This is a genomic window from Cobetia sp. BL01, from assembly GCF_056493605.1.
The window spans coordinates 863,733-883,610 of sequence record NZ_JBVBEE010000001.1 but is presented as its reverse complement, the minus strand read 5'-3'; the positions used below and the strand labels follow the sequence as shown (position 1 = coordinate 883,610).

Sequence of the window (19,878 nt, the reverse complement as noted above, 5' to 3'; positions counted from 1 at the left end):
GCAACCCATAATGAAAAAGACACTCTTGGCATTGAGCGTGATGGCGGGGATGAGTTCCAGTCTCTCCGCCTCTGCGCAGTCATTGGAAGAAGCCGTTTCCAAGGCAGTGATGGAAAATCCGCGTACCCGCTTGCAGGTGACCCGTCATATCCAGCGTCTGGAAGAAGCGGAAGTCCAGCGTGGGGCCTATCGCCCGACGGTCGATCTGACCGGACGACTGGGCTATGGCAAGTTCGACTCCGAGGATGATGGGGTCAATGACGAGGATGACTGGCACGATTATCGTCGGTTGGATCTCACCATTCGCCAGCTGCTCTGGGACGGTGACACCACGATCGAGCGCATCCGTCAGGCAGAGACCGAAGCCGACTATCAGCGCCTGCAGACGGCCGCCGAAGCCAATGATGTCGCGTTGGATACGGCCGGGGCCTATCTGGATGTCATGCGTGATGAGCTGATTCTCAAATATGCGCAGGCCAATCTCGATGCGCACCGTCGTATTTCCAGTGATATCGGGCGTCGTGCAGAGTCCGGTCTCGGCGCACGCAGTGACGTGCGTCAGGTGGATGGCCGCCTGGCCAATGCCGAGGCCAGCGTGCTGTCCGCCCGGAACAACCTCGAGGATTCCCGCTCGGCGTATCTGCGTCTGGTCGGTGAGCTGCCCACGGATCTGAACCTCCCCAGCCTCGATACCGATCTGATCAGTGCCGATGTGGAGAGTGCCTATGTCCAGGCCAATCAGCGCAACCCCCTGCTGGCAGCGGCACGGGTGTCCATTGATGCGGCTCGTCATGAGGTGAACGCTGAGAAGGGTGACAACTACCCGGAATTCAGCATTGAAGGCAATCGCACGCTGACGGACGATTATGATCAGGACGAGAGCAGTTCCGATGACTGGAGCGTCGAGCTGGTCATGCGCTACAACCTGTATCGCGGTGGGCGGGATCAGGCCGAGATTCGCGGACGCCAGGCGGCGCTGGAAACCGTCGAGCATGACAATGACCGCGTGATGCGCGATGTGCGTGACGAGATCCGACTGGCCTGGAATGCACGCGAGAATCTCAAGCGTCAGATCGATTATCTGGAAAGCTATGTGCGTGCCGCGACGGATACGCGCGAAAGTTATCGCAAGCAGTTCGATATCGGCCGCAGGACGCTGCTGGATCTGCTGGACAGCGAAAGTGAGCTGTTCACTTCGCAGCAGAATCTGATTCGTGCACGTTTTGACCTGGAAACGGCCAACTATCGCTTGTTGTCCGCGACAGGTGCATTGCTGGATTCAATGAACGTTGCCGTACCGACCCGACAGGGTTGAGTCGCTCACGGCACCACCAGGAAGTGGTGCCGTGGTCATACTGACGGCTGATGAGGAAATCAGATGAGTCTTTCGCGCCGCCTGTTTACCTTGATGTTGTTGGTGCTGTTGGTGTTTTCCTTCGGTATCTTCTTCATTCAGGTCAACAATACCCGTGATTCACTGGCCGAACGACAGCGTGTCGAGCTCTCGAATCTCGCCCAGAGCCTGAGTCTTGCACTGGTGCCGCATGTCGAGCTTGGTGATGCTGCCAGCGCGGAAACCCTGATTCGCGCCACCCTGGATGGTGGATATGTCCGGGATATCCAGCTGGAAAGCGTCGCGCTCCCGGCCCCCATCGCGTTTGACATCACACGAGAAAGCCAGGCACCCGAGTGGTTTCAGCAGATGATTCCCATGCCGGTAGAAACGGTCAGCCGTGAATTGCCGGGTGGGTGGGCCTCTCTGGGGACGATCTCGCTGACGGGAGAGCCGGCCCAGGGTCACGATGACCTCTGGAAGCTCGCCAAACGGCTCGGACTCTGGTTGCTGTTGGGGGGCTTGTTGACCCTGCTGGTGGCCTCGCTGGTCATGCGTCGCCTGCTGCGCCCTCTGGACCGCCTCTCCGCACGTCTCAACGAGATGGAGACACAGCGTTTCGACGCGCCTCTGGAGGAAACCAGTGTCAAGGAGCTGCGTGGGATCACGTCTGCTGTCAATCGACTCGGGCAGCGTCTGCATACCCAGTTCGAGGCTCAGGCGGCGCAGTTGGCGCGCCTGCAGCGCCAGGCAGAACAGGACGCTGTCTCGGGGCTTGGCAACCGTGGTTACCTCAATCGTGCAGTGGATGAATGGCTGAGTGAGCCTCTGGGAGGCAGCTTCGCACTGTTGCGGGTCGCGCAGCTTGAAGTCGTCTATCAGGAGCAGGGCTACAAGGGACGCGATGCACTGCTGCGCGCCATCGCCCAGCGGCTTGAGCAGCGTGAGCTGGCCGGGGAGCCCATCGTGGCAGGGCGATTGGCCAATCATGACTTCGGCTTGCTGTTGCCAGAAGCCGATGAGTCCGCGCTGCAGGCCTTCTTGAAGGGCATCACCGAAGACATCGATCGACTGCTGGATGCCAATCCCATGGCGAACAGCCGCCCGATCGGCTGTGTCATCGGGGCGGCAAGGCGAGAGCCGGGCATGACCCGCACCCAGTTGTTCACGGTGGCGGACACGACCTTGCTGCAGGCCATCGAGCATGGCAGCAGCGTCGCGCTCGCCGAGGAAGGGGATCAGGCGCGTCCACGCGGCGAATGGCGAGACGTCATCGAGCAGTCGCTGGAGCGCCCTGATGGTCTCGATTTCGTGGCGCAGCCCGTGCTGTTCAATGATGGCAGTGAGCTGCACCGGGAGCTGTTCGCGCGTCTGCGTGAAGGGGACCAGCTGCACCGAGCCGGCGATTTCCTGCCGGTCGTGCGCCATTTCCGTCTGGGAGCACGCTTCGACCTGCATGCGCTGGAGTGGCTGGCTGCCCATGTCGATGGCATCGAGGCTCCACGTCTGGCGCTCAACCTCACCGAGGAGACGCTGGATGATGAGGCGAGCTTCTCGGGACTCATCAGCTGGTTGGGAGTCCATCCGCGTCTCTGCAAGCGTCTGGATATAGAAGTGTCGGAAAGCATCGCGCTTCGCCACTTGGAGCGCGTCAAGCTGCTGTTCCGGCGTGCACGCCGGCTGGGCGCGCGTGGAGGCATTGACCGCTTTGCACGTGAGCTGAAGGAGCTCAGTTATCTGGAGGCGCTGCGTCCGGACTACGTCAAGATCGATCAGGCGTTCTTCAAGCGTGACGATGTGGACACCGAGCTGTTGCAAAGCCTGTGCATGACGGCGCATCAGGTCGAGTCTCTGGTGATCGTGACACGGGTCGAATCCGAACAGGACCAGGCGCGCGTGATGTCCCTTGGCGCCGATGGCTATCAGGGCTATGTGGCACCGGCCGTCGATGTCATGGCGAGGAAGCCCTGATAGACAGCCAGGGGCTGGTCGCCATGTGGCAGAGACGCTGCTTCAGCTGGCTGATCGCCTGGGTATTGATGCTGTTCACGGTCGGTTCCGTACTGGCCCGCGATACGCAGGCACAACGTTTCATCGAGGTCTATGGTCAACCGGGGTGGGCGAGAGTCCAGCAATGGGAGCAGCTGCTCGTGGATCTCGACGGGCAGCCGGCCAGGCGTCAGCTCAGTGAGGTCAATGATTTCTTCAACCGGATGCATTTCACCGATGACATGCGCGTCTGGGGAAAGGAGGATTACTGGGCGACCCCGCTTGAGTTCCTGGGGGCCGGCGCAGGGGATTGCGATGATTTCGCCATGGCCAAGTATCTGACATTGCGTCAGCTGGGCGTGCCGGAGAGTTCCTTGCGCCTGCACTACGTCAAGGCATTGAGGCTCAATCAGTTCCACATGGTCGTCACCTATCAGGGCGCGGGCATGTCGATGCCTGATGTGCTGGACAACCTCAACAGCTCCATCCTGCCGGCCAGTGAGCGCACCGATCTCCTGCCGATCTACAGCTTCAATGGCAACGCGTTGTGGATGAGCAAGCGGCTGGAGGGGGGAGAGCGCATCAGCGACAGCCGAGGGCTGTCGAGTCTCACTGACTGGCAACGACGCTACAAGGACGGTGTCCTGAAAGCTCCCCTGCGCAAGCGCCCCTGAGGCGAGGGGTAGTTCAGCGTCGAATCGCGACAGGTATCGAGCAGAACGCCCCGTGGCCGGACCGCCACGGGGCGTTCTGCTTCATGCGGTGTCGGATCGCTTCATTCCGGCGTGTTGCCGCGCAGATGGAGCACTTCGAGCAGGTTGCCGTAACGGTGACGGCTGGGCATGGTCGCCAGGCCGGAGAACAGCAGCCAGAAGAGGCGCTTCCCGCGAGTGAGCTGATGCGTATGCTGCAGCAGGCGCGACAGCAGACGGTTCTCGTCGCGCTCCTTGTAGCTCGGGGCCATGCTGACCTGCTCACGCACCAGCACCGGGGCCATTTCGAGTCGATACAGCGTTTCGAGTTCTCGGAAGCTCAGGCCGTGTGCCTCGACCACTTCGGCCATGTGCTGATACTCCGCCTCGCGGGGGTCACGCTCCTCCCAGAGAGGCGCCAGCGCCAGCCAGACCTCCTGGCGGCGTTCGAGCAGGGCGGCCACATCGGGGGCGAGGTGAGCGTTCTGGTCGTTCATGGAGAGATCCCGAGCGAAGGCTGTCAGACAGACACACCATCAACGGATGGCGCGAAGCAGGACAGCGGTGTGATGGCGGTGTGCTGAATGCGTCACATGATACGGCAGTCGTCATGGAGGGCTCCAGTGACGTGACATCAGCGCGGGTTGGCCCGCCGGGGCGGACAGCGTCGCCGACAGCCGCTAGAATAGCGGCCAGCAGCAGGCACACACGCCTGCATGTCCTGATTCGACAGCCAGACTCACCAGACGTTTTCAGAGCAAGGCACCGGTCGCGCAGCGTGCGCCGTGGTCGTTGCATACTGGAATCGGGCATCAGCATCGGCGGGTACACGCCGGGCCAACAGCAAACGAGGTTCTTACGTGATCATCAAACCCAAGGTTCGCGGCTTCATCTGCACCACGACTCATCCCAAGGGCTGCGAGCAGAATGTTGCCGAGCAGATCGCCATCACCCGCAAGACGGTCGGTGACAAGCGCGACGGTGGCCCGAAGAAGGTGCTGGTGATCGGTGCTTCCAGCGGCTATGGCCTCGCGGCGCGTATCACGGCAGCCTTCGGTTACGGCGCGGACACCCTGGGTGTCTTCTTCGAGAAGCCGGGCACCGAGAAGAAGGCCGGTACCGCAGGCTGGTACAACTCTGCCGCCTTCGACAAGTTCGCCAAGCAGGAAGGGCTCTACAGCCAGGCCATCAATGGCGACGCCTTCTCGCACGAGACGCGCGCCAAGGCCATCGAGCTGATCAAGGCCAACATGGGCGAAGTCGATCTCGTGGTCTACTCGCTGGCCTCTCCGGTGCGCAAGCTGCCGGACAGCGGTGAAGTGAAGCGCTCCGTGCTCAAGCCGATCGGCGAGACCTACCGGGCGACCGCCATCGACACCAACAAGGACACCATCATCGAAGCGGAGGTCGAGCCGGCCACCGAGCAGGAAATCGAAGATACCGTCACCGTGATGGGTGGTCAGGATTGGGAGCTGTGGATGCAGGCGCTGGACGACGCCGGCGTGCTGGCGGATGGCGCCCGCTCCGTGGCCTTCAGCTACATCGGTACCGAGATCACCTGGCCGATCTACTGGCACGGTGCGCTGGGTCGCGCCAAGGAAGATCTGGACCGCGCCGCCGGCAGCATCCACGAGAAGCTGTCCGCCAAGGGCGGTCGTGCCCACGTGGCCGTGCTCAAGTCCGTGGTCACCCAGGCCAGCGCCGCGATTCCGGTCATGCCGCTCTACATCTCCATGGTCTACAAGATCATGAAGGAGAAGGGCCTGCACGAAGGCACCATCGAGCAGCTCAACCGCTTCTACGCCGAGCGCTTCTATGGTGAAGGCGAGATCGTCACCGACGAGTCCGGCCGTCTGCGTCTCGACGACTGGGAGCTCAAGGACGACGTCCAGCAGGCCTGTCAGGAACTGTGGCCGCAGGTCACCAGCGACAACCTGTTCGATATCACCGACTACGCCAGCTACAAGCAGGAATTCCTCAAGCTGTTCGGCTTCACGCGTGATGATGTCGATTACGATGCCGACGTCGCCACCGACGTCGAATTCGATGTCGTGCAGATGTAAGAGCGCTTCAGCAAGCGCAGAGGTCAGGGTAGCGAGCGCTGCCAGCTGACCGCTGCCCGCTGAGCGATGACGACGCCACCCTTCGGGGTGGCGTCGTCGTATGTGGCGGCCTCATCTTGAGCGTCATGCCAGTCCGGGCCAGGCACAAGTGCCAGAGGCATGGCACAATATGCCGGCAGGTTTTCCCCACCCTCACGCGATGGACCTCGACTCACACCCATGCCCGTGGATTCACTGGTTTCCCCCCAGGCCCAGCAACGCCAGATCGGCTTTGTGCTGTTGCCCGGCTTCTCGTTATTGTCCCAGGCCTGTGCGCTGGAGCCCCTGCAGGTGGCCAATCAGCTCGCGGGGCAGACACTCTATCGGGCCGTCACCTTTGCGCTGGACGGGCGCGGTGTGGCGTCCGCTGCGGGCTTGAACCTGTCACCGGACAGCCTGGTCGCCAGTGATTCGCGCCATCTGGACGCCCTGTTCGTGTGCGGTGCTCAGCCGGCGGGCGAGGCGGGCCTGCAGGAGGTGGCCTCGAATCCCGCGCTGCTGGCCTGGCTCAAGCGTCTGGCCGAGCGTGGCGTGATGCTGGGCGGTATCTCCACCGGCACCCGTGAGCTGGCTCGCGCCGGGCTGCTTGATGGCTATCGTGCGACGATCCACTGGCAGCGTGCCGAGTCGTTCCGTCGCGACTTCCCGCAGGTCAACGTCTCCCATCAGCTGTATGAGCTGGACCGTGATCGTGTCACCTGCGGTGGGGGTACCGCGGCGATGGACATGATGATGACGTTGATCGCCCAGCAGCATGGTCGTGCGCTGGCCGAGAAGGTCTCCGAGCACTTCGTCTGCGAGCGTATCCGGCTGGCGGATGAGCCACAGCACGTGCCGCTCAAGAACCGTTTCGCCCATGCGCCCCAGCCGCTGGTGGAGGCCGTGACCCTGATGGAAGCCAATATCGAGGAGCCGCTGTCCACCCACGAGATCGGCGAGCACCTCGGGATCTCGCGGCGTCAGCTGGAGCGGCTGTTCAAGAAGCATCTGCAGGCGGTGCCCAGCCGCTACTATCTGGATCTGCGTCTGGCACGCTCACGTCAGCTCTTGCGCGAGAGTGATCAGCCCATCGGCGAGATCGCGCTGGCCACCGGCTTTTCCAGCGCCGCTCACTTCTCCACGGCGTTCCGCAACCATTTCGGGCGCAGCCCCCGCGACGAACGTCTCATGCTGCAGGCCTGAAATGTCGCATCGGTGACAAAAGTCGCCTCCTGACATAAGTCGTCGTCCTTTCGCTGAAAGTCTTTGTCATCTCGCCTCCCTATACTCGGGAGTCATGACCCGTGGCTCGCCGATCATCGGCCTGCCACGCAACGCCCCGCGATGAGGAAGAGACGATGACCCAGCTGACCCGTGCCGATTTCGACCATGCCATGGTGCCCAACTACGCACCCCAGGCTGCCATTCCGGTACGCGGCGAGGGCAGCCGTCTGTGGGATCAGGAAGGTCGTGAGTACATCGACTTCGCCGGCGGCATCGCCGTCACCTCGCTGGGTCACTGCCACCCGGCACTGGTCAAGGCGCTCAAGGATCAGGCCGACAAGGTCTGGCACCTGTCCAACGTCTACACCAACGAGCCGGCCCTGGCGCTGGCCAAGGCGCTGACCGAGCGCACCTTCGCCGACAAGGTCTACTTCTGCTCCTCCGGTGGTGAGGCCAACGAAGCCGCGCTCAAGCTGGCACGTCGTTTCGCCCACGACACCCATGGCGAGAAGAAGGACAAGATCATCTCCTTCCGTCAGTCCTTCCATGGCCGCACCTTCTTCACCGTCAGCGTCGGTGGTCAGCCCAAGTATTCCCAGGGCTTCGGGCCGATTCCGGGCGGGATCCAGCACGCCGAATTCAACAACCTCGACTCCGTGCGCGAGCTGATGGGCGATGACACCTGCGCGATCATCGTCGAGCCGCTGCAGGGCGAGGGCGGCATCATTCCGGGGGAGCAGGCCTTCCTCGAGGGGCTGCGTGAGCTGTGCGACCAGCACGATGCGCTCTTGATCTTCGATGAAGTCCAGAGCGGTGCCGGGCGGACCGGCCACCTCTACGCCTACCAGCACTTCGGCGTGGTGCCGGACATCCTGACCACCGCCAAGGGCATCGGTGGCGGTTTCCCGTTGGGCGCCATGCTGACCACGGATCGCATCGCGCCGGCCATGGCCATCGGCACTCACGGTTCCACCTACGGCGGCAACCCGCTGGCATGTGCGGTGGGGCTGGCGGCGCTCGAGACCATCGACACGCCGGAAGTGCTCGAGGGCGTCGCGCATCGCCACCAACTGCTGCGCAATGGCCTGGAAGGCATCGCCAAGCGTCACGGTGTCTTCAAGGAAGTGCGTGGCATGGGCCTGTTGATCGGTGCCCAGATGGCGCCGGACTATGCGGGCCGTGCCAAGGACATTCTCAATCTGGCGATGGAAGAAGGTCTGATGGTGCTGGTCGCCGGGCCTGACGTGCTGCGTCTGGCACCGTCGCTGGTGATCAGTGAAGCCGAGCTCCAGAGCGGTCTCGACAAGCTCGACCGTGCCGTGGCGAGCTTCGTCGCCGCCTCTGCATCTGCATGAGCAGCGCCATGAGCAGTGCCCCGATGCTGGTGGTGCGGCCTGCCGAAAGCCGCGATCTGCTCGCCCTCGAGCGGCTCGCGGCCTCGGCCACGCCACGCCTGACCAATCTGCCGGCACATCGTGACCGCCTCGAGGAGCGCATCACGCGCTCCCAGCGCAGCCTGCGTGCCGAGATCGATTTTCCCGGTGACGAGATCTACTGCTTCGTGCTCGAGGATCTCGATAGCGGGGAAGTGGTCGGTACCGCCTCGCTGCGCGCCGAGGCTGGCGCGCGGGAGGCCTACTACACCTATCGTCAGGAAACGCTGATCCACGCCTCGCAGCAGCTCAACGTGCGCCATGAAGTGCAGACGCTGTCGCTGTCGCATGAGGTGTCGGATGCCACGCTGCTGTGCGCGCTGTCGCTGGATGCCCGCTACCGCGAGACGGATGCGGACAGCCTGCTGCGTCGTGCACGCATGATGTTCATCGCCCAGTACCCGGAACGCTTCGCCAATGAACTGGCGGTGGCCTTCCCGGGCTATCTGGAAACGCGCGACGAGCGTCAGGTCAGCCCGTTCTGGGACAGCGTCGGCCAGCACTTCTTTGATCGTGATTTCAATGACATCAACCAGATGGCGGGGGTGCGCTCCAAGAGCTTCATCGCCGAGGTGATGCCGCCGTTCCCGCTCTATCTGCCGCTTCTCACGCCCCAGGCGCGCGCTGCCATCGGGCGCGAGAATCCGCGCCACGAGTACGCCATGCAGGAGATGCTCGCCGAAGGCTTCTCGCGCTCGCGCCACGTCGACATCTTCGATGCGGGCCCCTTGCTGCTGGCGGAGTGCGAACGTCTGCACACCTTCAAGCAGTGCGGCTGGCACCCGGTGCGTATCCGTCCGCAGGAAAGCCTGCCGGACGCGGTGCCGGCGATGGTCGCCAACCAGCGGCTCGGCGATTTCCGCTGCGTGCTGGCGCGCTATGCACTGACGCCGACCGGCCAGCTGATGCTGACGCCGCAGCAGGCCGAGGTACTGGGGGTGGAAGAAGGGCGTGCGGTGCTTGCCGTGCCGATGCCCTTGCCGGCGGTCGATGAGGGAGAGCTGTAATGCGTATTCGTCCTATCGCTCGTCACGATATCGAAGGCCTCAAGGTGCTGGCGCGGGAAACCGGCGTCGGCTTCACCTCACTGCCGGACAATCATGAATTTCTCAGCGCCAAGATCGAGCGCACCCTGGCCGCCTTCGAAGGCTGGGAACCCGGCGATGATCGCCTGTACTTCTTCGTGCTCGAGGATGAGCGCGACGGCAGCATCGCGGGCTGCTGCGCCATCGAGGCCTGTGTGGGCACCGATGCGCCGTTCTATCACTACCGGCTCGGCTCGCTGGCGCATTCTTCGGTGCAGCTCGATCTGCATCGCACCCTGGATACGCTGACGCTGTGCTCCGATCACACCGGCGATGCCGAGGTCTGCTCGCTGTTCCTGCGTGAGGGCTGGCGCAAGGACCGCAACGGTGCGCTGCTCTCCAAGGTGCGCTGGCTGTTCATGGCCCAGTTCCGCGAGGCCTTCCCCGACAAGGTGCTGGCCGAGATGCGCGGTGTCTTCACGCCCGAGGGGCGCAGCCCGTTCTGGGAGTGTCTGGGCAGCCACTTCTTTCCGATGGACTTCAATGAGGCCGACCGCCTCACCGGCATGGGCCAGAAGAGCTTCATCGGCGAGCTGATGCCCAAGTTCCCGATCTACACGCCGTTTCTCTCCGAGCAGGCGCGTGCCGCCATCGGGCAGGTGCACGAGCACACCCGCCCGGCGGTGGCGATGCTCAAGAAGGAAGGGCTGCGCTGGGAAGGCTATGTCGACATCTTCGATGGCGGCCCGACGGTCGAGGCCTATATCGATGACGTGCGCGGCGTCCGTGACAGCCAGCTGGCATGTGTCGAGGTGATCGCGTCTGATGCCCCGGCCTGTGAGCGTCCCGCCGTGATGGCCGCCACCACCGGTATGGCGGACTTCCGCGCCAGCTGGATCAGCCATGCTGTCACGCGGGACGACGCGGGTGCCTGCCATGTGCGCCTTCACCGTGATGAGGCCGAACGCCTCGGCGTCACCGGCGGTGACACGCTACGCGTGCTGGCCAGCTGAAGCATTCGCCCCGGGCATCCGCTTCTTTGCGCCATCTCGCAGGCCCATGTCGCCTTGCGTCCTTTTGCCATCAGCGGGGCAGATCGCCAACTGCCCCGTTATCTCCTTGTTCAGCGTCGCTTACGCGGCGCGCCCTTTCGATGAGGCATGCCATGACCACTACGACTCCGACTCCCGCCACACTCAACGTGCGTCAACAGCTCTTCATCGACGGCGCGTGGCAAGCGGGGGAGGCCGAATCCTTCACCAAGACCGACCCCGTCTCCCAGGCACGCCTGTGGCAGGGCGCCTCGGCCACTGCCGAGCAGGTCGAGCAGGCCGTCGCGGCAGCGCGTCAGGCATTCCCGACCTGGGCGCGTCTGGGCTTCGAGGCACGTCTGGCGGTGGTGGAGCGTTTCCGCGATCAGCTGGAGCAGCATCGTGAAGCGCTGGCGATCTGCATCGCCAGTGAAACCGGCAAGCCGCTGTGGGAAGCGCGTACCGAGGTCGGCGCGATGATCGGCAAGATCGCGATCTCGGTGAAGGCCTATCACGAGCGTACCGGCGAGCGCGCCAAGGATGTCGCGGGCACCCAGGCGGTCCTGCGCCACCGCCCGCATGGTGTGATGGCCGTCTTTGGCCCCTACAACTTCCCGGGGCACCTGCCCAACGGCCACATGGTACCGGCGCTGCTGGCGGGCAATGCCTGCGTGTTCAAGCCCTCCGAGCTGACTCCGGCCACCGCCGATCTCACCCTGCAATGCTGGGAGGCCGCGGGCCTGCCGGCCGGCGTGATCAATCTGGTGCAGGGCGCGGCGGACGTCGGTCAGGCCCTGTCCCAGTCCGAGGGCATCGATGGGCTGCTGTTCACCGGCAGTGCCAAGGTCGGCAAGCTGCTTCACCGTCAGTTCGCCGGTCAGGTCGGCAAGCTGCTGGCGCTGGAACTGGGCGGCAACAATCCGCTGGTGGTGCGTGATGTGCAGGATGAAACCGCCGCGGTGCTGGCGATCATCCAGTCGGCCTTCGCCTCGGGCGGTCAGCGCTGCACCTGTGCGCGCCGCCTGATGGTGCCGCAGGGCGAGGTCGGTGATCGTCTGATCGAGGCGCTGGCCACGGCGCTGCGCGAGTTGCGCGTGGCGGGGCAGTTCGAGCAGGACGCGCCCTTCTATGGCGGCTTGGCCAGTGTCGCGGCGGCCGAGGGCCTGCTCAAGGCGCAGGATGATCTCGAAGCGCTGGGCGGCAATGTCCTCGTGCGCATGCAGCAGCTTGAAGAGGGCACCAGTCTGCTCAGCCCGGCGCTGATCGATGTCACCGGCCTTGCGCTCGAGGACGAGGAATTCTTCGGTCCGCTGCTCAAGATCCATCGCTACACCGACTGGGACGAGGCCATCGCGCTGGCCAATGACACCCGCTACGGTCTCTCGGCCGGGCTGATCGGCGGTGAGCGTGCTGACTGGGACGACTTCCTGCTGCGCATTCGCGCCGGCATCGTCAACTGGAACCGCCAGACCACCGGCGCCTCCGGCGACGCGCCCTTCGGTGGCATCGGCGACAGCGGCAACCACCGTCCCAGCGCCTATTACGCGGCCGACTATGTCAGCTATCCGGTCGCCTCGATGGAAGCCGAGGCGCTGGCGCTGCCCGCGACCCTGCCGGCCGGTATCCGTCTGTAAGGCCGTCCGTTGGGGCACCGCTGCCGCTTACCCATTGTTGACCACGACGCTCGCCGTGCCTGCTCCCTGAGGTGCCAAGGCGTCGTGGCAGGAGACCTTCATGTCCGACACCCCGTATCACGAGATCAATTTCGATGGCCTGGTAGGCCCGACCCACAACTACGCCGGTCTGGCACATGGCAACGTGGCCTCGATGCGCCACGGCGGCCTGGCCTCCAACCCGCGCGAAGCCGCGTTGCAGGGCCTCGACAAGATGAAGTCGCTGGCGGATCTGGGTTATGCACAGGGGATTCTGCTGCCGCAGCAGCGCCCGGACCTTGGCGCACTGCGTGATCTCGGCTTCACCGGCAGCAATGCCCAGGTGTTGAAGGCGGCCAGCGAGCAGGCACCGCAGCTTCTGCGCGCGGTGTGTTCCGCCTCCAGCATGTGGACGGCGAACGCCGCCACCGTCACGCCCTCGCGCGACAGCGGTGATGGCCGCGTGCACTTCACGCCGGCCAACCTGCAATCCAGTTTCCACCGCTACCTGGAGCCCGCGACCACCGGACGCATCCTCGGTGCCATCTTCGCCGACGATGCCCATTTCGCGCATCATCCTGCGCTGCCCGCGACGCCGGCCTTCTCCGATGAAGGTGCGGCCAATCATACGCGGCTGTGTGATGGCCACGGCGGGCCGGGCGTGCATCTCTACGTCTATGGCCGTCAGGCCTTCGGCGGTGACGGCGTCGAACCGCGTCGCTATCCGGCGCGTCAGACACTGGAAGCCAGTCAGGCCGTCGCGCGTCAGCATGGCCTGAGCGAGGATCAGGTGGTGTTCGCCCAGCAGCATCCGGAGGCCATCGATGCCGGTGTCTTCCACAACGATGTCATCGCGGTGGGCAATGGCCCGGTGCTGTTCTATCACGAGCTGGCCTTCCGCGATGAGGAGGCGGTGCTCAACGAAATTCGCGCGAAACTGTCCACACCGCTGATCCCGATCCGCGTGCCGCTGGAAGCCGTCAGCCTCGAGGATGCCGTCTCCTCCTACCTCTTCAACTCGCAGTTGCTCTCCAATGACGATGGCAGCATGACGCTGGTGGTGCCGGGCGAGTGTCAGGAGAACGAGGCGGTATGGAATGCGCTGCAGAATGCGATTCTGGCCGGCCCGAACCCGATCGGGGAAGTGCTGGTCAAGGACGTCAAGCAGAGCATGCGCAATGGCGGTGGCCCGGCCTGCCTGCGTCTGCGCGTGGTACTGAGTGACGCCGAGCGCGCCGCGCTGTCCGGGCGTGTGATGATGACGGATCAGCTGCACGGCGAGCTGGGTGACTGGGTCAAGCGTCACTATCGTGACAGCCTGACGCCGGCGGATCTCGCCGACCCGCAGCTGGCCGAGGAGACACTGGCGGCGCTGGATGAGCTGACGCGGCTGTTGAAGGTCGGCAATGTCTACGCCTTCCAGCGTTGATCGCCTGGCCCGAGCCCATACGACACAGCCCCCATCGGGTTCGCCGATGGGGGCTGTGTCGTTGTGGAGGTGTGGTCTGACATTTGAGAATCAGATGCCGTGGCGCGACTCAGGCCAGTTGTGGCTGCACCATGCGCTTGGGCTCGCGGCGCACCGGCCAGTGCACGAGCGCGGCCAGCAGACCGAAGATGCCGCTGGCGATCCACAGCAGGTCGTAGCTGCCGGTCAGCTGATAGACCACACCACCGCCCCAGGCCCCCAGGAAGGCGCCGACCTGATGCGCGGCCAGCACCATGCCGAACACGAAGGCCTGACGCTTCTGGCCGAAGTAGAGCGCGACGGCCTGGCTGGTCAGTGGCACCGTCGACAGCCACAGCACGCCCATGATCGCGCCGAAGGCGTAGAGCAGCATGCTGCTGGGCGGGATGACCACCATCGCCATCACTAGTGCGGCGCGGCACAGATAGATCAGCATCAACAGCTGCGGCGGGTGACGGCGGCCGCCCCAGGCACCGAACAGGATGGTGCCGGCGATATTGAGCGCGCCGATGATCGCCAGCGTGTTGCCGGCCACGTTCAGGGGCAGACCGCAGGCGACCACGAAATTGGGCAGGTGGGTGGCGATGAAGGCGACGTGCACGCCGCAGACGAAGAAGCCGCCGGCCAGCGCCAGAAAGCGCCGGTCCTGCAGCAGCGGGCCCTGGCTCGGGACATCCTCTGCCTGTGTTTCACTGCCGGCCGGCGGGCGACGCAGCAAGGGCAGGGCCATGGGAATCAGCAGCAGACAGCTGGCGCCGAGCGCCAGCATGGCGATCTTCCAGTCGATCAGCACCAGCATCGGGGTCGCGACCGAGTAGACTAGCTGCCCGAAGGAGCCGCCGGCCGAGGCGATGCCCAGGCCGATGCCACGATGCTGGAGGGGAACCACGCGCGTGACGGCGGCCAGCACCAGCGGGAAGGTGGTCGCCCCGATACCGATGCCGGCCAGCACGCCGGCGCCCAGCATCCACACCGTCGGAGTCGGCCAGAGGGCGGTGACGCCCATGCCGACCGCATAGCACAGGCTGCCGACCAGGAAGACGCTGAGCGTGCCGAAGCGATCCGACAGCTTGCTGGCGATGGGCGCGGCCAGCCCGAAGACCAGATTCTGGATGGCGAGCGCGAATGACAGGCTGCCCATGCCCCAGGCAAGCTCGCTGGCCATCGGTGGCAGCATGAAGCCCATCGCCTGGCGCGCGCCGGTATTGATGGCGAGTATCAGCGCTGCCAGCGCGATCGCCGCCTTCCAGTTGAGTTGCATGTCAGATCCTCATGCCGGGAATCGTTATTGTCGTTGTTCTTGCAGTTCTTGCAGTTCTTGCAGTTCTTGCGGTCCCTGCGCCCGGTGCTGGCCATGGGCGGAACATCCTCCATGAGGACTCTCGCTACATTTCACTTTATTCTCATAAAAGTACAGATGCCGGATACGCCACTGTCAGACGCGTCTGCGACACTCTCGTCCATACCAGGCAGTCACATGGCTTCGCGGGAGTCCTCGCTCCGGTGCGCCGCCATCATTCTCGACCGCTACCGGCCCAGTCCCGAGGCGGACCGATGTCATGCAAACATCTGCCGATGACAAGGCGTGAAACGCTATACTGTGTGGCATGCGAGACAGCATCTGCATGGCCATGATGAGCCCAGTGACATCACACTGTTTCCTTTTTGGCACCGTGGTGCCGAATCGTGACCTGTAGAATTCACCGATTCGAATCGTGCCAGGCCTCAAAGCCTGGGGTCGGTCCCTGACGCCGAACCCACGCCACGTCAGTCAGATGACGCCATGGCTGGCCGCGACACCCTGCACGCGTTGTCCGAACCCTGTCCCCCTGCTTCATGCTCCTGAGGAGAAGCCCCTTGGCCAACTTCACTCTGAACGGCAAGGCCGTCAGTCTCGAGGTCGATCCGCAAACCCCGTTGCTTTGGGTGCTGCGTGAACACCTGGGCCTGACCGGTACCAAGTTCGGTTGCGGAATCGCCCAGTGCGGCGCCTGCACCGTGCACCTGAACGGCACCGCGGCGCGCACCTGTGTCCTGCCGGTACTGGCCGCCGAGGGTGGTGACATCGTCACCATCGAGGGGCTGGCCGAGAACGATGACCACCCGCTACAGCAAGCCTGGGTCGAGGAGCAGGTGCCGCAGTGCGGTTACTGCCAGTCCGGCCAGATCATGCAGGCCGCTGACTTCCTCAAGCACACACCGAACCCCACCGATGAGCAGGTCACTGCCGCCATGGCGGGCAACCTGTGTCGTTGCATGGCGTACGTGCGTATCCATCGTGCGGTGAAGCGTGCCGCCGCGATCGCCAGTGAGCGCGACACGGCGCAGGTGATGGGCCAGCAGACCGAGGCCACCGCCGCGACTGCCGGTGTCGGCACATTCGATCCGCGTGCCACGGCAGATGCCGTGAGCCATTCTGCTGCCGAGGAGACATCTCATGGCAAGGTTTGAAGATACGCTGGGCCGGCATCAGCGCGCTCAGGCAGCCACTCGTCACCCCTCGAGCCAGCACGGCATCACGCGGCGTGGTTTTTTGATCGGCAGTGTCGCGGGTTCCGCGATGCTGGCGTTCGGGGTCTCCGGCGCAGCCCTGGCTAGCGGCGCCGATGACGGCCGCTCTGCCAGCGAGACGCTGTCCGCCGGCGCCTTCGAGCCGACCATGTGGTATGCCATCGGCACTGACGGCACCATCACCATCCATATCACCAAGGCCGAGATGGGACAGCACGTCGCCACCAGCCTGGCGCGTCTGGTCATCGAGGAGCTCGAGGCCGATCTGGCCTCCGTCGAGATCGTCTACGTCGACAGCGATCCCAAGTGGGGCTACATGATCACCGGCGGCAGCTGGTCGGTGAATCACAGCTACCAGCCGCTGTCGCAGGCGGGGGCTGCCGGGCGTATCGCGTTGATCGAAGCGGGCGCCAGACAGATGGGCGTGTCCGTCGAGAGCTGCAAGGCGCGCAAGGGCCGTGTCATCAGTGGCGATCAGTCACTGGGCTATGGCGAGATCGTCGCGGCAGGCCTTGAGCGCAGCTTCACGGAAGATGAGCTGGCGGCCATCGAGCTCAAGCCGGCCTCCGAGCGCCGCGTGCTCGGCACCAAGGGCAATGCGCTGGACGTGCCGGCCAAGACCAACGGTCAGGCGGTCTACGGCATCGATTACACCCTGCCTGCCGAGGTGGAAGCCCGTGTCGGCAAGACGCTGCATGCGCGCCCGGTGTTGCCGCCGAGTCGCTTCGGCTGCAAGGTCACGGCCGTGGATGACAGCGAAGCCCAGAAGGTCATCGGCTATCGCCAGACCATTGAGCTCAAGGATCCGTCCGGCATGTGTCAGGGGTGGCTTGCGGTCATCGCCGACAACTTCTCGGCGGCCATGCGTGCCACCGACCTGCTCAAGGTGGAATGGAGCAAGGGCGACAGCTATCACGTCGATGAGGCGGCGATCCAGGCAGAAGGCCAGCGACTGGTCAGCGCCCCGAGTCGTGACAATGGCTCGCTGATGGTGGATCAGGGTGACCCTTCCGCGCTGATCGAAGGTGCGGCGACCACGGTGGAGTCCACCTTCACCACCTCAAGCGTGCTGCACTTCACTCTGGAGCCGGCCAATGCACTGGCCTATGAGGAGGAGGGGCATTGGCATGTCCACTGTGGCAACCAGCAGCAGTCATTGCTGATTCCCCTCGTCGCCAAGGCGCTGGACGTCGGGGATGGCAAGATCACTCACCACCAGCTGTATCTGGGCGGTGGCTTCGGGCGTCGTCTCCACGGTGACTACGCCGTGCCGGCGGCACTGGCGGCCAAGGCCGTGGGACGTCCGGTCAAGATGATCTTCACGCGCCCGGACGATAGCCGTTTCGATTGCGTGCGCTCGCCCTCGGTGCAGCGTGTGCGTTCCGGTCTGGATGCCGATGGCCGTGTCGTGGCCTCCGAGCACGCCGCCGCGGCAGGCTGGCCGACTGCCGCGCTGATGCCGAGCTTCCTCGCCGAAGCCGTGGAAGGCGGTGGCAAGCTGGATTCCTTCTCCATCAGTGGCGCGGACCACTGGTACAACGTCGGCACCCAGCGTGTCTGGGCGCAGCAGAACGAGGTCGCTCATGAGGCCTTCGTGCCGGGGTATCTGCGCTCCGTCGCACCGGGCTGGACGCTATGGGCGGTCGAGCAGCACATCGATGAGCTGGCGCAGGCAGCCGAGCAGGATCCGGCCGAATTCCGCCTCTCGCTGCTGGACGCCGAAGGCCGCAATGCCGGCAAGGCGCCGGTCAGCACGGGCGGGGCGGAACGTCTGCGCAACGTGCTCACGCGCGTGATGGAGAAGTCCGGTTGGAGCGAGCGTGACAGCCTGCCGGAAGATACCGGCATGGGCGTGGCGCTGAGCTTCGGTCAGGAACGCAGCATGCCGACCTGGGTGGCCTGCGTGGCACGGGTCAAGGTCGATCGCGCCACTGGCGAGGTCAAGATCGAGAAGCTGACCAGTGTCGTCGATGCCGGTACCCTCGCACACCCGGATGGCGCCATGGCGCAGCTGGAGGGCTCGCTTTTGTGGGGCGTCTCGATGGCGCTGCACGAAGGCACCGAATACCGCGAGGGTGGCCCGGTGGCGCAGAATCTGGGCGCCTACCAGCCGCTGCGCATGCATCAGGTGCCGCAGATGGATCTCGAGTTCGTTGACAGTACCGAGATGCCTGTCGGTCTTGGCGAGCCGGGTACCACGGTGGTCGCACCGGCGGTGGCCAATGCCATCCATCATGCCGTAGGCGTTCGCCTGCGTGATCTGCCGATGCGCCCGGCGGCGCTCAAGGCCGCGCTCAGCGAGGCCTGATCCTCACCGATGAATGCGTCTGATACCCGCCACTCCGGCATGCCCGGGTGGCGGGTTTCGTGTCTTCTGGCTGGGAGCCGGCTTCCGATATGAGAGATTTTTGATGCAACATCTTGATCTTGAAGTGATCTGTCAGGCGATCGACTGGCTGGCGCCGTCAGATGGCACGCGGCCTGACAGCCCGATCTGGCTGTGTACGGTGCTGTCCACCTTCGGCTCCTCACCGCGTGAGCCGGGTGCCTGGCTGGTGGCGCGTGCCGATGGCCAGCATCGTGGCTCGTTGTCCGGTGGCTGTGTCGAGGAGGACTTCCTGGCGCGCCTGGCGGGAGGCGAATTCACCGCGAGCGCCCAGGTGATCCGCTATGGCGAGGGCGGCCATCAGGGCGCGGGGATCGCCTTGCCGTGCGGTGGCTTGCTGGACGTGCTGGTCGAGCGCTTCACGGCCAGCGAGGCGGACATCGCGCATCTCAAGGCACTGCGCGAGGCACTCGAGGGTCAGACGCCGCGTCTGCGTCAGGTCATGCTGGCGGGGGATGGGGCGCGTGCGCTTCAGCAGGACAGCGGGCTGGGGGAGCGGGTCGAGCTACTCAAGGGCCATGAGGGCGAGGCGTACGGCTATCAGCTCAGGGTCGGGCCGGTGGCGCGTCTGCTCTTGGCGGGACTCTCGCCGGTGGCGGAAGCCTGCGCGGCCTTCGCCGTCAGCCTCGGCTTCGAGGTGATCATCTGCGAGCCACGCGAGGAAGTGCTGGCGGACTGGGATGCCCGCAAGACGCCGCTCGCCGGTGTCACCCTGCGTCGTGAGCTGCCCTCGCGCTTCATCGCGGCGGGGGGCTGCCATGCCGCCACTGCCGTGGTGGCGCTGACCCATGATCCACGCATTGATGATCTCGCGATGATCGAGGCGGTACGCCAGCCCGCGTTCTACATTGGCGTGATGGGCTCGCAGCGTACCTCTCAGGCGCGCGCCGAGCGGCTGGCACGCAGCGGTGGGCTCAGCGCCGAGGAGATTGCGCGTATCGTGATGCCGATCGGGCTGAATCTGGGCAGCAAGACACCGGCCGAGATCGCGCTGGCGGTGATGGCCGATATCGTGCGCATCCGGCGTGGGCGCGCTCGGGAAAGTCTGTGAGA

General features: G+C 64.6%; 15 protein-coding genes. 13 read left to right on the top strand and 2 right to left on the bottom strand.

The window, feature by feature from the left end; genetic code table 11:
- The first annotated feature begins 10 nt into the window (after window positions 1-10).
- The 3 genes from ACZYGA_RS03675 to ACZYGA_RS03665 all read left to right on the top strand — a co-directional run bounded on the left by ACZYGA_RS03675 (window position 11) and on the right by ACZYGA_RS03665 (window position 3,996).
- Complete coding sequence (locus ACZYGA_RS03675; protein ID WP_176493571.1) at window positions 11-1,315, top strand: TolC family outer membrane protein; 1,305 nt, start codon at window positions 11-13, stop codon at window positions 1,313-1,315.
- A gap of 63 nt (window positions 1,316-1,378) precedes the next feature.
- A complete protein-coding gene (locus ACZYGA_RS03670; RefSeq protein WP_141392320.1) occupies window positions 1,379-3,304 on the top strand; it encodes a bifunctional diguanylate cyclase/phosphodiesterase in 1,926 nt (641 codons plus the stop codon).
- 23 nt (window positions 3,305-3,327) lie between these two features.
- Window positions 3,328-3,996: a transglutaminase-like cysteine peptidase gene (locus ACZYGA_RS03665; protein ID WP_077378262.1), complete on the top strand. Its 669-nt coding sequence runs from the start codon at window positions 3,328-3,330 to the stop codon at window positions 3,994-3,996.
- Window positions 3,997-4,097: 101 nt separating this feature from the next.
- Here the strand turns inward: ACZYGA_RS03665 and ACZYGA_RS03660 are convergent, their stop codons facing one another.
- Complete coding sequence (locus ACZYGA_RS03660; RefSeq protein WP_077378265.1) at window positions 4,098-4,511, bottom strand: DUF7079 family protein; 414 nt, start codon at window positions 4,509-4,511, stop codon at window positions 4,098-4,100.
- A 363-nt stretch (window positions 4,512-4,874) separates the two neighbouring features.
- Here ACZYGA_RS03660 and fabV point away from each other — a divergent pair, with 363 nt between their 5' ends.
- The 7 genes from fabV (at window position 4,875) to astB (ending at window position 13,889) form a co-directional block, all read left to right on the top strand.
- Window positions 4,875-6,077, top strand: coding sequence for an enoyl-ACP reductase FabV (fabV, locus tag ACZYGA_RS03655; protein ID WP_077378268.1), 1,203 nt, complete (start codon window positions 4,875-4,877; stop codon window positions 6,075-6,077).
- 219 nt (window positions 6,078-6,296) lie between these two features.
- A complete protein-coding gene (locus tag ACZYGA_RS03650) occupies window positions 6,297-7,298 on the top strand; it encodes a GlxA family transcriptional regulator (RefSeq protein ID WP_169477227.1) in 1,002 nt (333 codons plus the stop codon).
- Between the two features lie 155 nt (window positions 7,299-7,453).
- Window positions 7,454-8,674: an aspartate aminotransferase family protein gene (locus ACZYGA_RS03645; protein WP_077378271.1), complete on the top strand. Its 1,221-nt coding sequence runs from the start codon at window positions 7,454-7,456 to the stop codon at window positions 8,672-8,674.
- A gap of 23 nt (window positions 8,675-8,697) precedes the next feature.
- Entirely contained in the window at window positions 8,698-9,759 is a 1,062-nt protein-coding gene (locus ACZYGA_RS03640; RefSeq protein ID WP_077378480.1) for an arginine N-succinyltransferase, read from the top strand.
- Entirely contained in the window at window positions 9,759-10,790 is a 1,032-nt protein-coding gene (astA, locus tag ACZYGA_RS03635; protein WP_077378274.1) for an arginine N-succinyltransferase, read from the top strand. The genes ACZYGA_RS03640 and astA overlap by 1 nt, the downstream gene beginning before the upstream one ends.
- Before the next feature lie 152 nt (window positions 10,791-10,942).
- Window positions 10,943-12,442 carry a succinylglutamate-semialdehyde dehydrogenase gene (astD, locus tag ACZYGA_RS03630; protein WP_077378277.1) on the top strand — a complete coding sequence of 500 codons (1,500 nt, stop codon included), beginning with the start codon at window positions 10,943-10,945 and terminating at the stop codon, window positions 12,440-12,442.
- Window positions 12,443-12,542: 100 nt separating this feature from the next.
- Window positions 12,543-13,889 (top strand): N-succinylarginine dihydrolase, encoded by a 1,347-nt coding sequence (astB, locus tag ACZYGA_RS03625; RefSeq protein ID WP_404625912.1) that lies wholly within the window; start codon window positions 12,543-12,545, stop codon window positions 13,887-13,889.
- A gap of 109 nt (window positions 13,890-13,998) precedes the next feature.
- Here astB and ACZYGA_RS03620 read toward each other — a convergent pair whose 3' ends face one another.
- Window positions 13,999-15,189: an MFS transporter gene (locus ACZYGA_RS03620; RefSeq protein WP_077378283.1), complete on the bottom strand. Its 1,191-nt coding sequence runs from the start codon at window positions 15,187-15,189 to the stop codon at window positions 13,999-14,001.
- 596 nt (window positions 15,190-15,785) lie between these two features.
- Between ACZYGA_RS03620 and ACZYGA_RS03615 the strand changes: the two genes are divergently transcribed.
- From ACZYGA_RS03615 to ACZYGA_RS03605, 3 genes are all read left to right on the top strand, one after another.
- A complete protein-coding gene (locus ACZYGA_RS03615) occupies window positions 15,786-16,379 on the top strand; it encodes a (2Fe-2S)-binding protein (protein WP_103751465.1) in 594 nt (197 codons plus the stop codon).
- The gene (locus ACZYGA_RS03610; protein WP_417285793.1) at window positions 16,366-18,747 is read left to right on the top strand and encodes a xanthine dehydrogenase family protein molybdopterin-binding subunit; all 2,382 of its coding nucleotides are present in this window, start codon (window positions 16,366-16,368) and stop codon (window positions 18,745-18,747) included. Before ACZYGA_RS03615 ends, ACZYGA_RS03610 begins: the two co-directional genes overlap by 14 nt.
- Before the next feature lie 103 nt (window positions 18,748-18,850).
- Window positions 18,851-19,876, top strand: coding sequence for an XdhC family protein (locus ACZYGA_RS03605; protein WP_479398339.1), 1,026 nt, complete (start codon window positions 18,851-18,853; stop codon window positions 19,874-19,876).
- Window positions 19,877-19,878 lie beyond the last annotated feature (2 nt).